The 12,878-nt window shown below is 58.9% G+C and carries 13 protein-coding genes; 4 read left to right on the forward strand and 9 right to left on the reverse strand.

The genetic code is table 11. The annotated features are described in order from the left end of the window. Nucleotides 1-55 precede the first annotated feature (55 nt). Nucleotides 56-973: a YicC/YloC family endoribonuclease gene (locus tag WA157_RS06570; RefSeq protein ID WP_422620203.1), complete on the forward strand. Its 918-nt coding sequence runs from the start codon at nt 56-58 to the stop codon at nt 971-973. Between the two features lie 211 nt (nt 974-1,184). After that, nucleotides 1,185-2,462: a tyrosine-type recombinase/integrase gene (locus WA157_RS06575; protein WP_422620204.1), complete on the forward strand. Its 1,278-nt coding sequence runs from the start codon at nt 1,185-1,187 to the stop codon at nt 2,460-2,462. Nucleotides 2,463-2,513: 51 nt separating this feature from the next. Here the strand turns inward: WA157_RS06575 and WA157_RS06580 are convergent, their stop codons facing one another. The 3 genes from WA157_RS06580 to WA157_RS06590 all read right to left on the reverse strand — a co-directional run bounded on the left by WA157_RS06580 (nt 2,514) and on the right by WA157_RS06590 (nt 4,699). Continuing rightward, a complete protein-coding gene (locus WA157_RS06580; RefSeq protein WP_422620205.1) occupies nt 2,514-3,038 on the reverse strand; it encodes a hypothetical protein in 525 nt (174 codons plus the stop codon). Nucleotides 3,039-3,353: 315 nt separating this feature from the next. After that, the gene (locus tag WA157_RS06585) at nt 3,354-3,656 is read right to left on the reverse strand and encodes a hypothetical protein (protein WP_422620206.1); all 303 of its coding nucleotides are present in this window, start codon (nt 3,654-3,656) and stop codon (nt 3,354-3,356) included. Then, nucleotides 3,653-4,699: a PRTRC system protein D gene (locus WA157_RS06590; protein ID WP_422620207.1), complete on the reverse strand. Its 1,047-nt coding sequence runs from the start codon at nt 4,697-4,699 to the stop codon at nt 3,653-3,655. Before WA157_RS06590 ends, WA157_RS06585 begins: the two co-directional genes overlap by 4 nt. Before the next feature lie 1,286 nt (nt 4,700-5,985). Here WA157_RS06590 and WA157_RS06595 point away from each other — a divergent pair. After that, the gene (locus WA157_RS06595; protein ID WP_296161873.1) at nt 5,986-7,098 is read left to right on the forward strand and encodes a phage integrase N-terminal domain-containing protein; all 1,113 of its coding nucleotides are present in this window, start codon (nt 5,986-5,988) and stop codon (nt 7,096-7,098) included. Nucleotides 7,099-7,135: 37 nt separating this feature from the next. Here WA157_RS06595 and WA157_RS06600 read toward each other — a convergent pair whose 3' ends face one another. The 6 genes from WA157_RS06600 to WA157_RS06625 all read right to left on the reverse strand — a co-directional run bounded on the left by WA157_RS06600 (nt 7,136) and on the right by WA157_RS06625 (nt 11,917). Next, nucleotides 7,136-8,146, reverse strand: a complete 1,011-nt coding sequence (locus tag WA157_RS06600) for a nucleotidyl transferase AbiEii/AbiGii toxin family protein (protein ID WP_422620208.1) — start codon at nt 8,144-8,146, stop codon at nt 7,136-7,138. After that, nucleotides 8,139-8,735, reverse strand: coding sequence for a DUF6088 family protein (locus tag WA157_RS06605; RefSeq protein WP_296161730.1), 597 nt, complete (start codon nt 8,733-8,735; stop codon nt 8,139-8,141). The genes WA157_RS06600 and WA157_RS06605 overlap by 8 nt, the downstream gene beginning before the upstream one ends. A 74-nt stretch (nt 8,736-8,809) precedes the next feature. After that, the gene (locus WA157_RS06610; protein ID WP_422620224.1) at nt 8,810-9,019 is read right to left on the reverse strand and encodes an RES domain-containing protein; all 210 of its coding nucleotides are present in this window, start codon (nt 9,017-9,019) and stop codon (nt 8,810-8,812) included. 35 nt (nt 9,020-9,054) lie between these two features. Further along, a complete protein-coding gene (locus tag WA157_RS06615) occupies nt 9,055-9,462 on the reverse strand; it encodes a DUF2384 domain-containing protein (protein WP_296161729.1) in 408 nt (135 codons plus the stop codon). Nucleotides 9,463-9,543: 81 nt separating this feature from the next. After that, nucleotides 9,544-9,786: a hypothetical protein gene (locus WA157_RS06620; RefSeq protein WP_422620209.1), complete on the reverse strand. Its 243-nt coding sequence runs from the start codon at nt 9,784-9,786 to the stop codon at nt 9,544-9,546. Nucleotides 9,787-9,856: 70 nt separating this feature from the next. Beyond that, complete coding sequence (locus tag WA157_RS06625; protein WP_296161727.1) at nt 9,857-11,917, reverse strand: ParB/RepB/Spo0J family partition protein; 2,061 nt, start codon at nt 11,915-11,917, stop codon at nt 9,857-9,859. Between the two features lie 35 nt (nt 11,918-11,952). Between WA157_RS06625 and WA157_RS06630 the strand changes: the two genes are divergently transcribed. Next, nucleotides 11,953-12,426, forward strand: coding sequence for a hypothetical protein (locus WA157_RS06630; RefSeq protein ID WP_422620210.1), 474 nt, complete (start codon nt 11,953-11,955; stop codon nt 12,424-12,426). Nucleotides 12,427-12,878: the final 452 nt, after the last annotated feature.

Below are 12,878 nucleotides of genomic sequence, written 5' to 3' on the forward strand. Positions count from 1 at the left end.
ACGGGGCTGGCAGGAACCGGGTTATTCTTGCACTTTCATTGATCAAAGAGTCAAGATGTCAGTTTACAGCATGACTGGTTATGCCAGTGCCCAACACAGCAGCGACCGCCCCAGTTCCGAGACCGAGTCCAAAAGCGCGCCGCCCAGTCATCTCGGACTGGAAATCCGTTCCGTCAACAGCCGCTTTCTGGACCTGTCGTTCAAGTTGCCCGAAGAGCTCCGGCAGTATGAACCGGTGCTACGCGAACTGCTTGTCAGCCGACTCAAGCGCGGCAAGGTCGAAGTACGCGCCGCCATTGAAAGCAACCTCCAGAGTAGCGTGGTGGATCCCACGCCACGGCTGCTGCAGCGTCTCAACGCGGTGCAAGATAACGTCAAAGCCTGGTTGCCGAACGCCGCGCCCTTGAGCGTGGCGGACGTCATCCGATTGGCCGCCGGCGAACTCGGTGCCAACTGTGACTGGAGCGAAACCATTCTGACACTGGCCCGCCAGGCGCTGGAAGAAATGCTCAGTGCCCGCCAGCGCGAGGGCGCGCGACTCGCCACCATGCTGCTCGATCGTCTTGGCCAGATCCGCTCGCTGGCAGCACTTGCCGTGCCACTGGTGCCGCAATTGGTGGCGCAGCAGCGCCAACGCTTTCTGGATCGCTGGCAGGAGGCCATGGCCTTGACCGACGGCAGCACGCTACCGGAAGCTGCGCGGGACCGGGCCCTGACAGAAGCCACCGCTTTTGCCATCCGCATTGACGTGGCCGAAGAAATCACCCGCATCCAGTCGCACCTTGATGAAATTGAACGCCTGATCAAAAAAGGTGGCGAACTGGGCAAACGACTCGACTTCCTGATTCAGGAGTTGCACCGCGAAGCCAACACGCTGGGCTCCAAATCGGCCGCGCTGGAGTTGACCCATATTTCGGTGGACATGAAAGTGTTGATCGAGCAAATGCGTGAGCAGGTGCAGAACATAGAGTAAGGTTTCTTGGGGTGTCTTACCACCCCAAAACAACCACCTAAGTCATTGATTTTCAATGGAAAGTCGTCTCAAGAGGTAGCAAGCAGTCTCAACGTAGCGCATCGTTTGTGTGGGGTGATTTGTGGGGTAAATCGTGGGGTAAATGTCCGAACAGGCATTTTTCGACGATTTCCCGATTATTTACCCCACAGATTCCTCTGGAGGCCGCGCCATGACTGGGTTTACGAAGAATGCTACTGACAAAAATTTGAGGGCTTGGCTCAACGCCGGGCCGGTTGATCGAGGGGTAGGCGATGGCCTGACCTTCGTCGCTTCTGAGGCAGGTTCCCAACAGGGAAAAGCCTCCTGGATCCTGCGTTATCGATTCGGAGGACGCGAAAGGGAGAAAGTGCTGGGGCGCTATCCTGATATTTCGCTGAAAGACGCCAGAGATTTGGCCCGCAAGGATCGAGCCTTGCTTCAACAAGGCCAAGATGTAAGTGCGATCAAGCGCCAAGAACGGCTCAAGGCCATCGACATGCATAACGTCGAAGGCCTCGCCAATATCTGGTTCGAACGGCACATCCAAGGAAAATACAAGCACCCGCAAGTTGTTGAGCGTGTTATCCGTCGACATATCAAACCGGCTATCGGAAAGCTGCCCGTGGAGGAAGTTCGTCCGGTCCATATTGATGGCGTATTGACCAAAATCGTGGCGGGCGGAGCCCCCACGGTCGCAAACGACGCGCTGCGGTATTTGTTTCGCATGTTCCACTTTGCCGTGAAGCGTAAGTGGATTGACTCCAATCCCGCATACGGCTTCGAAATTTCAGATGCAGGCGGGACCGAAAAATCACGCAGTAGATGGCTCAACCGCGAGGAACTTGCAGCGCTCGCTGCAGCCATGCGTGAAACCCAAAACTTCGGCCGCCTCAATGAATTGGCCACGTGGCTGCTTCTCGCTCTGTGCGTCCGAAAGATGGAGTTGCTATCGGCTAAATGGTCAGAATTTGACCTTGATCGGGGTGTCTGGCTGCTATGCCCCTCTCGGACCAAGACAAGTGCCGCTATCGACATCCCCCTTGCCCCACCAGTCGTGGAATGGCTGAGGGAGCTCAAAGTGTTTTCCTGTGGACATCATCACCTTTTCCCCGCCCGTCGGCTCATTCACATGAAGGCAGGCGTGCCCAGGAAGAATCGGTTTGAACATATCAGCCCGGATACATTGAATGTGGCGCTCAAACGGTTGTCCCTTGACGATATCGAGCATTTCACCGTCCACGACATGCGCAGAACCGCGCGCACCCACATGGCTGCTTTGGGCGTGGATCGCTTTGTCGCTGAGCGGGCCCTGAACCACAAAGTACGCGACGTTGAGGGGGTGTACAACCAGTACGACTACTTCGATGAACGCAAGGAAGCCCTGACCCGGTGGGCTACGCTGCTCGCGGCAACCAGCCGAGGGAAGGCATTTAACGTTGTTGGAATCCGACGCAAGACGGGCACATAGGAAACCCTACCCCCACTTCTTTCCTAGTCGATCAGGCGAATCGTGGGAAATTCACCGCCAAGGCGGATCACATGGCCGAACGAACGCACATTTCTGACACATCCCCGGTGCGCAGGTGGGCTGAGGTTCGACCTTTCCAGCAAGCAGTTTTTCCCGCCTCTCAACCAGAGCGATCAGATCGACAGGCTCCATGAGCCTCACTCGATGGCATCCCCATCGGCGGCCATCCGGTCGCTCCGTCAAGACATAGGCATGGTCCGCAACACTCTCGCCCATCTGTGCCATCAACGCCACGCGCTGGGCCGACAACTCAATGACATCTGACCGATACGCCCGATTCGCCTTCCGCGTCTTCAGTTCAACCAGTACCAACGCTCCTTTCGCATTGCGGTAGGCCCTGTCCACCTTGGCCGTGATCGACACCGGCCCAAGCGAACGAAATAGACGCTCCGCATAGACCAGGCGGGTACCACGCAATTTCAGCGGTAGCGCTTCCTCAGGACGACGCGGCCACAAGTGCCACCAGACGACAACAAACGCAACAAACCACACAACGGCAACAGTTTCAAGGCCCATCGCGCGATTCCCTGGCCTGAAGCCATCGTGCCACATACCGGATCAAACGGTACCGGGCTCGCTGAAGCTTTCTGGCCCAATATCTGAAGCGCCCCAAAAAATAGCGTCCCCGGCAGGCCAAGTCCCCGTGCCGCTCTCGATAGAACCGCGCATGCGCCTGCAGGCCACGCATGGCTGCCCTCTGCTGCTCCGCAGTTCGTCGTTTTCCGTATTGATGCTCGAACACCACCAAGCGTTCGCACACACCCATCTGTGCCAGCTCCGAGGCGCTGACCGTCACCTTCTGATGCGCATGCTTTTTCAGCCCGTCCACGATCAGTCCTCCCCACCGAGGGTCGGCACATCGAATGCCTGGACCATGTGCCCCGCTGCGATCGGGTTCACACTCATAGAAGCAGGCTGTGCCGCCCCAGGCGACTGAGATATGCCACCTGCCGCCGGCACCAGCATCCAGTTCTGTGCCAACAGCCCCTCATGAGCCAGAAAACGCAAACGGTTCACCCGCTTCGTCCCCTTGTTGAACCGGATCAGGTCGTCATACAGGCGCGGGTTGTCCTCGCGTGTCATCTCAAACAGCAACCGCACCGGCTCGGTATTGGGGTCTGTCCTCTGCGTCATGCGCCCTCTCCTTCTGACCGCACTGCGCGCGGCAGGTGTGACGACGTCTGCATTGCGGTGGCGGCATAGTTCGTCCCCGCAATCTGGTAACCCCGCAGGTTGGAGAACATCGGTTCCTTGACTTCCAGAATCTGGTGCGTCGCGAACGCCTCCTTCACCGCCTTCTTGAAAAGAAAAGCACCCCCGCCGACCAGAATGACATGTTGGACGTCGTAAAACTCCCCGATGCGGCGCATCATGGCCCCCACCGCCTGCTTGGTGACACTTTCCACCACGGGCTTCATGCGTGCCAGGCTGTAAGTCCGCTGGAAGATCGTCAGATTCTTGTTGGTGCGCAAGGCAAGATCGATGGCGTCCAACTGGTTGTAGGGCCGACCAATCTCCGCGCTGATGTCATCCGCAATCACCTGCAGGATGTCCGACACCCCACGGTTGACCGAATGGCTGCGCTTGTAGGACAGTTTCATGCCGCGCGCCACCAGCCAGTCGAAGGTGCGCGAGCCGGGGTCAATCACCAGGCTGTGCTCGTTCTCCATCGCCACCACCTTGTCGTGCTGCGAGGCATAGTCGATCAATGCCCCATTGGGCTGGGCCATGGCCAGCGCCTTGCGCACCAGCACATTCTTGCCATTGCCCACGTCGTGGGTGCCAGTCATCAACTTTTCCAGCGCGGCCTTCTTCAAGGCAAACATGGCCACTGGCAGACCCACCACCAGCAGGTCAATGGTGCCAACCTTCATCATGCGCAGTGCCCCACGTGCCAGGGCCAGGTATTCCGGGGTGTCAATAAAGTTGTCGTGTATCTGCGTGGCACGAAAGGCATCGGCGGCCAGCATCACGTCGGGGCCTACCTCGTAGAACATGCCGCCAATCGGAATGGCGACGGTCTTGCGCCGATCCGCCCCCAGGGTGGTGGATGGGTCGCGGGGAAAGGGATAGGCCAGCGACGGGAAGCTGGCGCAGCGGATTTCATCACCAGTGACACCGGTGACGTACTTGGTGTTGCCATAGCCAACATCCACGGCTCGAATAATCAGTTCCATAAAAAGACTCCAATGCAGGTTTCAAGGCGATCAGCATCGGTGGCCCGACACCGTCAATCCACGCAGAAACCCCCTTCAAACCGCCCGATTTCGGGATCAGGTCTGGCCTGGGTCTGAATACAGCCATGTCAGGTCGCACGGAAACGAGACCATTTCGTCAGACGCTTGAATGAGCCCTGCGTGTCGAACCACGGTCTCACCGCAAACCGAGCTGTCAAGGGCGTGATTTGCTGGATCACACCGATTTGTGCTCTTTCTGCGGCCCGGGCCTGCGAACCGGTCATCAACCCGGTCAAGGTCCCGTCCGGGACCAGAGGCAGCAATTTCCCTTGTCAAGCCCGCATGCAGCCTCACTTTCAATCCCTTCGGGACAATAAACTCGGCTCACGGGCACATCCCGGTCGTTCAATCGCCACCCAAAACCACCGAGAAATCGACACCATTTCCGGCACGCCTGCTTGACTCTTCCTCTGGGTCGGCGTCAACTACAGGTTCCCGAGGGCCGTCCTGGCCCTGCTCCATCGAGGAGCGCAAGGCGTCGCAGTCGTTACCTGCCCCAAACTCCGGTCCTTGAACCGGAATTAGCCATCGCCCCCTGAGGTGATGGCCTCGTGGTTTTTCGTAGTGGAACCCCTTGTGGCCTTGCCAGCACTTTTCGCTGGGCGTTCCCTGAAACGCGCCACGGTTTTCGAGCACCCGGTCGGCACCTGATGCCGCACCCCTGTTCCCGCCATCCTTTGAGCACGCGTTTTACGCAGCGCGCGGTTGTGTTTGCCTCTTTAGGCTCCCCGCGCGTTCCCGCTCGCAAACTCGGCACCGCCCTGGACTTTCGGTCAGGGGTGGACCCATGCGAGTGGATGGCGCTACGAATCCAGAACTGATCCATCAGTACGTGCAAGGCCTGACCTTGTCACGGATGCCCTTTGCCGCCCTTGAGGTGGGTGGGCATCGCCAACCCCATGGTTGTAGAAATGCACAGGTGGGACGGATCACATGTTTCATTTTTAAGGAAGACCGAGCTGGCCAGCGCAGAAGCGCTGGCTGGCAAAACCTTGGGTAGGTGCCGCACATCGGTGGTCGGGTGCGGCGCCCGAGTTTTTGACCACTGACCTGCTGGGCGACGGAATCCGCCCGACAGGCGACCCCCTTGGGATTCCACGCAATTTTCAATACCGGCTGGCCGTTCGGGCGGCGAGCGGTCGACCCTGGAACATAACGCCATGAAAAACAGACCTTCTTTTGAAACTTCTCTTCGCCGACCTCAAGGCTCGGTAAGTCCTGGCCGCATGGCAGCCAGTCAACCCGTGCGCCGCCTACAGTGGGCCGGCAAGACCACCGAAGAAATTCTCGCGTGTTACCAGCCTGGCAAGGCGCCACCACTCAAAGTGCTGGAGGTACTGCTGGAACTCTTCAACACCCTGCACACCTCGCTGGAGAAAACCGTTTCCCACAAGACGCGCTATGAACGCGCCCAGTTCCTTCGGCGGTTCTTTCGTGACCTGAAAGCCAAAGCAGGGTTCAACACGATTCCCGATCCACGCAACCTGGGACAGAAACACATTCATGCGATGGTGCAAGTCTGGCAAAAAGAGCATCTGGCCCCTGCCACGATTCAAACCTACCTGAGTTTCCTACGCGGCTTGGGCATGTGGATGGGCAAGCATGGCTTTGTGCGGGGGCCAGCGCATTACGGCCTGAGCTTGGAGGAATACCAGCGGCATGAATATGCGCAGCGGGACAAGAGCTGGTCTGCCGCCGGAATCGATATTGAGGAACTCATTGAGCGGGTCTGCGCCTACGACCGGTATGTCGGCGCTTCGCTGCGATTGATCAATGCCATGGGGCTGCGACGCAAGGAGTCCATCCAGTTCCGGCCCTTTGAGCACGTCTTGCCTTTCCGCGAAACGGGACTACCCATCGACAGCAAGGCAGCGGATCGGTATGTGAGGATCAAGGGCAAGGGCGGGCGGGTTCGCTTTATACCTTTGGACAGCCCTGCCCGGTTGGCGGCGGTCGATCTCGCCCAAGGCCTGGTATGCAACCGGGATGCCTATTTGGGGGACCCTGCCAATGATCTGAAACAGAACCTGCGGCGCTTTGACTACGTATTGGAGAAATTCGGGATCACGTTTCGGGAACTGGGCGTGACGGCACACGGCCTACGCCATGAAGTCTTGATCCAGTTCTTCGGCGACCAGACGGGTCAACCGCCGCCGGTGCGAGGCGGTGGGCCGCTGCCGCCAGATCTGGACCTGGCGGCGAGACGGGCCGTGTCCGAACTGGCAGGACATGCGCGGATTCGAGCTTCGGGGGCGTATCTGGGAGCTGCGTCGGTCAATCAACAGGGCGCTGGTAGATCAGCGGCCAGAAAAGAAACCAATTCACATCCGCAAGAATAAAGTGGCGGTCTTTTCGGATGGCGTTCTATTCCGGTGATCAGGTTGCGTTGGCCTTCTGCTGGATGACTCGGCATCGCGCCAGTAAACCCTCGAAAGGTTCGACGTCATCAAGGAATAAACCATCATCGACCATATGCTGATAATCAGCGGCCAATTTGGCCAACGCCCCGTCACCCGGTACGAGTTGGAGCCCACCGGAGACGGCCGCGTGATAGTCGATGACATCGCCTTTGGGGTTCTTCTCTGCGAAGAACATACTCTTGTGATCGGCAACTGCTTGAGCGAGTGCCTTGTCCGCGATGGCGGCATTCGCGAAACCGGCAGCATCAAGCCGGGTCACGTCATGCCAGTGACGCGCGAAGCGGTCACCGCCACGGAACTCACCCTGGGCGCAAAAGACGTGAATAGCCGTGGCCTTTTCCCAAAAGGTTCGCTCAGCCCGCATGACCTGTGGCGTTGCAGTGGGGAACTCGACTCCTTGTAGATGCTTGGCCGCGTCACAGCGGATGGTGCGTAGCTCACTGGGCTCACCCGTGGAGCGGGCACCGAATTCCAGCATGACAGACGGTGGGACATAGCCCGTCCCTTTGGTCAACGGTTCGTAATCAACAAAAACTTTGTCGCCCTCGGCCCGTACCACTGCCGGTAAACTTTGCAACGCAAGGTCTTGCTTGAGCCGGGGCACGATCTCGGCATCAACCCAGCTTGCCAGGCGCGCACGGATTTCTTTGCTCCATTTCTTTTCCTGGCTCTTGCTGGCCGGCAACGGCGAACCCGTGTCGCCCATCAAATCACTTGCGATGGCCCTGATGTCATAGGTCAAGTCCACGTCTTCGGAGAAGCGACGGACAACACCGTAGGCTTTTGACAGGGATGTACCGCCCTTGAAAACGAGATGCTGCGCGTAAGGGCCAGTGAAGAGGTGTTGCAATGTCCAAATCACCCAGATGTCTTTTTCCAGCAAGTGCGGCGGAATGCCGGATGTGTTGGCTGCCGTATTCAGCGCTTCCAGGCGTTCTGCGGAGGAGAGTTGGAAAAACTCAACCATGGGCCACCAGAGCACTGACCTCTTGGGCCATCCAGGTTGGCAGGCGGGCGCGTGCCGAGGCGACCTCTTCCAACTCGGACGATGGCAATTTGGAACGCAACTTCCGAATCGCCTCAGCGGTTTTTTCTGGCCCCAACCAGGCCAATGCTCGCACCACATCACCGGCAGCTCGACCTGGAAAGATCAATTGCCAGATCGGCGCGTGCCGGAACTCGACCATTTGTGCGCCCAGCTTCAACTGGCGGCTGCGCCCGGATGTGAGATATACCGCCCGCATTGGCACCTGCGTGGTCAAGCCCAGCGCATTGGCAGCGGCAGCGCCGTGAGACACGATAGTTTCCCCGCGCTGGCTTACCAGACCCTCAACCATCTTGACAGTTGAAGGCGCACGGGTGCCGAAGCGACTCTCGACGGGCAGGACATAGATGCCTCGGCCTGCGCGCAGCAGAGTACCGCGACCCACAAGACGCGACAGCACTTGGTCCACCGCAGCTCGACTGCCCAGGTGCAGCAGTTCTTTGGCGGCCAAAGGCGTGCCTTCCGGCAACCGGGAGGCGTGCTCCAGTACTTGTTTGGCGAGGGTTTGCATGGCGATGACTCTTAATTGGTAGAATTATCTTCTTATTTCTGACACTTTTCAAGACGTCAGTGTTTGAAAGCAGGTCAGAAATCGACCACCGGCGCTGCCGTCAGTCGGTAACTCGTCAACGTGCCCGGAGGCAGCAGCGTGGAAACCTGCTGGTATTCGCGAACGGCCGTTTCCGTCTCCATTGCCAGATAGAGTGCCTCCACGCCGGGTCGGTTGGCCCTCCCGCCATGCTTGGCCGCCCCCGCCCCGCTGGTTGGTGCAACGGCCCATCGGGGCACAGGCATCCGGTAAGCCGTGACGTCGGCCAACGCGGTCAGCTTTATCCTGCGGCACCCGCTTCAAGCGACTCCACATAGCGCAGAACATCCTCAGTGCGCCCTTCCGATACCAGTTGCTCTGCTGTCTTGTAGCCAAACGGGGGCAAGGGCTCGTTGCGATACCAAAAGATGGCGCGGGTGACGTCGCCGGACAGGTCATGGGCCGCGCGCATTACGCGCAGCGCCTCGCGCAGAAATTTCTGCACGCTCTCCGATGCCGGTGCCCGGCTGATGGTGTTGCGATGGACGTGTGCCTGGGTGGCAAGCGTCTGGATGTCGATGCTCAACACGTCGCCGAATCGCTTCGGCGACAGCGTAGACGCCCCCGCTTCCTGGTCACGCAGGAAATCAATGAAGCCATCGAAACCGTGACTCAAGGCAGGAGAAACCTGAAGGGTTGCAGGGAACATACTTTCTTCCTATACGATTATCAGTCAAATTATGCACTATTTTTGCACTTATGACGCACTACGGCTATTGTGGTTATCGCCCTATGCTGCGGGCGACACCTCGAAGTCGTCATCGGGGTAGATCGCCACGCAGCGCGGCGGAGACTCCCCGGTGTCGATCTCGTCCGCGCCAACACCGAACCGGGACAGCGCCGCGCAACGCGCCATTTCCTCGCTGGATTCGCTCACCTCGCCGATGTACTGCGACCGGCCTTCCCGGATCACGTGCACGTTCCACTTTCTCTGCATGATTTGAAACCTCCGTTGCAACAGTTCAAAACTCATGGTCTGACACGCTCCCCGTGTCAGTCCGCCTGGGCAAACCTCCGCAGGGTTGCTGACTGCCGACTTCTGGTTACCCGGCCAACGCGGGCTCCTGCGCCCACTGTGTTGCGCCGTCCGGTTCCACATGCTCTTCGCCAATTGCCACAGGCGGTTCGTCGCTATCTCCAGACGGGTTGACCTTCTCAGACATCCCGACCCGTAGCACGGTGGGCAACCAGCCCGTACCCGCCACGGTCTGTTCGGCGCCTGTCACGGCTGCATCCTTCTTGAGTGTGTCCAGCGGACTGGCGGCATTGGCATCGACGGCTTCGGTCACGACCTCCAAAATGCGGCCCTTGGACACGTGGTTGAAATACGATGGGCCGGTGGCCGACCACCACTTGCTCATGTCCAGTCCCAATGCAACAGCCAGCGCATCGGTGCTCTGCTTGCTGCGCTCCACACCGTAGACACCGGTGACGGTCGAAGCAATGAGGAAGGTCAGCAATTGCTGCACAGTGATGGGCTCCTGCGCCAGCACCCACGGAAAGATTGCATCTACCGATTCCGGCAGTCGAGCCGCCCAGGCTGCGCGCTCGGTGTCCATCTTCTGCCATGCTGCGCTGGTCTTCATGTCATCAGCTTCGGACGGCAGACTTGCATGGGTGTTGGTGGCGCTCATCGTCAAAACATCGTCGCTGCCGTAATGGCGGCGGAAACCGTCGACCAGCAGTTTCACGGCCAAATGGGCAGTGATCGCGGCCAACGCCACGTCGGGGCGGTCAATCAGTTCGGCCTGGACTGCGGCCACCCGGTGGGCGGTGAGACGGCGCATCAGCTTGTCGGAATGGACTGGGCGGGTCTTGGGTGAAGGCAGTGACACCAGCGATTCATCATCAGCGCCCTCGCCTGCCAGCCGCGCCGCCTGCGCCATGTCGCTGCGGTCTTCGGGACGAACCAAACCGCACTTGAGGGCCACTGTGCCATCGTTGCCAACGAAGACCACGCATCCAGCCTGGACCATCAGGTCAGCAGGCCAGACGTTGAAGGTGTCTTCCAGTGCCTTGATCTGGGCCTGCAAGCTCTCGGACTCGGTTTCGAGCTTGTCGTATTCGCCATTTTCATCGCTTTCATCCGATTCTGCTTCGGCCAGTGCCTCCATCTGGTCGTTCAACGCAGCCAGTCGGGTTTCAAATTCCAAGAGGCTGGCGGCTTCCTGTCCGGAGGGCTCGCGCCGGGTTTTTCGTAGTGCGCCGTACTTGACAAACTCGTCGTAGTTGTAGCGGACACGGACATCGACCCATTTCCAGCCATCAGCGGCGACCTGCTTCGCCTTTTTCTGCAGTTTGTCGGTGGCCAGCTTCTCCAGCAGTGCTGCATCCAGCAGGTAGGCTTTCTTGTCGTCGTCGCTGAACAGGTCGCGGCGCAGGGTGCCACCGGCTTTCTCGTAAGCCTTGACAGTCACGTACCGGGCGACGGGGTCGCTGTCAGACTCAATCTCGCCCTGTGTAAGCAATTGGCGCAGGTAGTCGGGACGGCGATTCCAGGTCGGCACACCAGACCAGGTCTGTTCCTGCTTGTGGTGGTCGTCCACCGAAGCCAGCACCATCAAGCAGTCCAGACCGATCTTGTCGGCCCGGAACTGAGCCATCAATTGGGGAGAGACCGTGGCCAGCTTCATGCGGCGTTTGACCACCAGAGGTGTGACACCGAAGGCGGCGGCAACGTCTTCGACCGACTTACCCTGGGCCGTCAACTTGGCAAAGGCGGTGTATTCCTCGGCGGGATGGAGCGGGATATGGAAGCAGTTCTCCGCCAAGCTGGCGATCAGTGCCTTGTCGGCAGGCACCATCAGCACAGGCACGGGATAGTTGTCTGGAATGTCACTATTGGCAACCAGCAGGGTTAGCGCCTCAAGGCGGCGACCACCTGCACAAACCTCGAACAGACCGCGTGCGCCCTTCACCACGATCAGGTTTTGCAGGACATTACTTTCCTTGATGGATGCCGCCAGTTCGGCAATGCTCATCTTCGACGTGCTGCCAGCCGAGCGGGCCTGGTAAGTTTCCGACAGGATCAGCTTGTTGAAGGGGATGGTGGTGCGGGGCGATGCTTCGATGACGGCTTCGATTTCGGCTTTCGAGAATTTCATGGAGACTCCTGAAGGGTTAAAAAGGGACCAGCGACGTGCTGTCCATGCCTTCAGAATCTCATGCGCTGCGCGTTCTTCAAGCCCTTCAGTGCGATAGCATCGCTGCATGTTGCGCGGGAAATCGCGTCACAAAATTCAGCCTGAATTCCGCATTGCTCCGCACCACCGCCGCCCTGCCCATGCCGCCGCTGTACGAAGTCCTGTTCCTGTTTTCCGCACCACAAGGGTATCTTGCGGAAATAAAACGGCTCGACCAATCCGCGCTCGCGACCAAAGCCACGGTTTACCAATGGCTGTGGATCGAGGCAGCGACAGTCACCACGCTGCAGTTCGTGGAAATGGTCGCGTCCCCGCGACAACATCGCACCTTCAAAGAAGCGGTGCTATGGTTCGACGATACTAAAGGTGAGCTACGCTGGAACAACGGGCCGACCGAACGGCTCGTTGCGGAGCCAAGCCAGACCCTGCCTCAGACCCTGCTTCAACTGGTCAATTTGCACTTGAGTTGAATCACGGTCACCCTTCCGATCCACCTTCCAGATCGTTGGGCTAATCACAATAGACCGCAGTAACACAGGCCATTCCCGCAAAGGCTCTTGCCCCCCAATGCGTATGCAGAGGTTCTTTTGTTGACACAGAAATTCCTCCATGCGCCTTGGCTCCGTTCGACAGATTCAGTGATTCGCCTATGTACGACGGATTGAGGCCTTGTTACAGGCCCGACACCTGCTCTAACAGGGTGAACTGACACCACCCCTGAACCGGCAGAGACTCCGCCGGGCTTGCGACCTGCACCGCAGGGTGCCGCTGAATTTTGACCCATGCGTTTACCACCAGAAATCGATCTGCTTTTTCCGGCATTGCACCTGAAAACTCGTAGAAGTGCGTGCGCCCACCGTCTGGCAATGGCACACTGATCCCGCACCTTGGCCTCGGCCAAAGCGCGCTCGTCGGAGCGTTC

This window comes from Rhodoferax ferrireducens (genome assembly GCF_049302455.1).
GTDB classification, from domain to species: domain Bacteria; phylum Pseudomonadota; class Gammaproteobacteria; order Burkholderiales; family Burkholderiaceae_C; genus Rhodoferax; species Rhodoferax ferrireducens_B.

What these genes read in the sequence shown, in the direction of transcription:
- WA157_RS06585 (WP_422620206.1), bottom strand. Translation starts at nt 3,656, where the DNA reads ATGACGCAGAGGACAGACCCCAATACCGAGCCGGTGCGGTTGCTGTTT.
- WA157_RS06615 (WP_296161729.1), bottom strand. Translation starts at nt 9,462, where the DNA reads ATGTTCCCTGCAACCCTTCAGGTTTCTCCTGCCTTGAGTCACGGTTTC.
- WA157_RS06595 (WP_296161873.1), top strand. Translation starts at nt 5,986, where the DNA reads ATGGCAGCCAGTCAACCCGTGCGCCGCCTACAGTGGGCCGGCAAGACC.
- WA157_RS06625 (WP_296161727.1), bottom strand. Translation starts at nt 11,917, where the DNA reads ATGAAATTCTCGAAAGCCGAAATCGAAGCCGTCATCGAAGCATCGCCC.
- WA157_RS06575 (WP_422620204.1), top strand. Translation starts at nt 1,185, where the DNA reads ATGACTGGGTTTACGAAGAATGCTACTGACAAAAATTTGAGGGCTTGG.
- WA157_RS06580 (WP_422620205.1), bottom strand. Translation starts at nt 3,038, where the DNA reads ATGGGCCTTGAAACTGTTGCCGTTGTGTGGTTTGTTGCGTTTGTTGTC.
- WA157_RS06605 (WP_296161730.1), bottom strand. Translation starts at nt 8,735, where the DNA reads ATGCAAACCCTCGCCAAACAAGTACTGGAGCACGCCTCCCGGTTGCCG.
- WA157_RS06620 (WP_422620209.1), bottom strand. Translation starts at nt 9,786, where the DNA reads ATGAGTTTTGAACTGTTGCAACGGAGGTTTCAAATCATGCAGAGAAAG.
- WA157_RS06600 (WP_422620208.1), bottom strand. Translation starts at nt 8,146, where the DNA reads ATGGTTGAGTTTTTCCAACTCTCCTCCGCAGAACGCCTGGAAGCGCTG.
- WA157_RS06590 (WP_422620207.1), bottom strand. Translation starts at nt 4,699, where the DNA reads ATGGAACTGATTATTCGAGCCGTGGATGTTGGCTATGGCAACACCAAG.
- WA157_RS06570 (WP_422620203.1), top strand. Translation starts at nt 56, where the DNA reads ATGTCAGTTTACAGCATGACTGGTTATGCCAGTGCCCAACACAGCAGC.
- WA157_RS06610 (WP_422620224.1), bottom strand. Translation starts at nt 9,019, where the DNA reads ATGCCTGTGCCCCGATGGGCCGTTGCACCAACCAGCGGGGCGGGGGCG.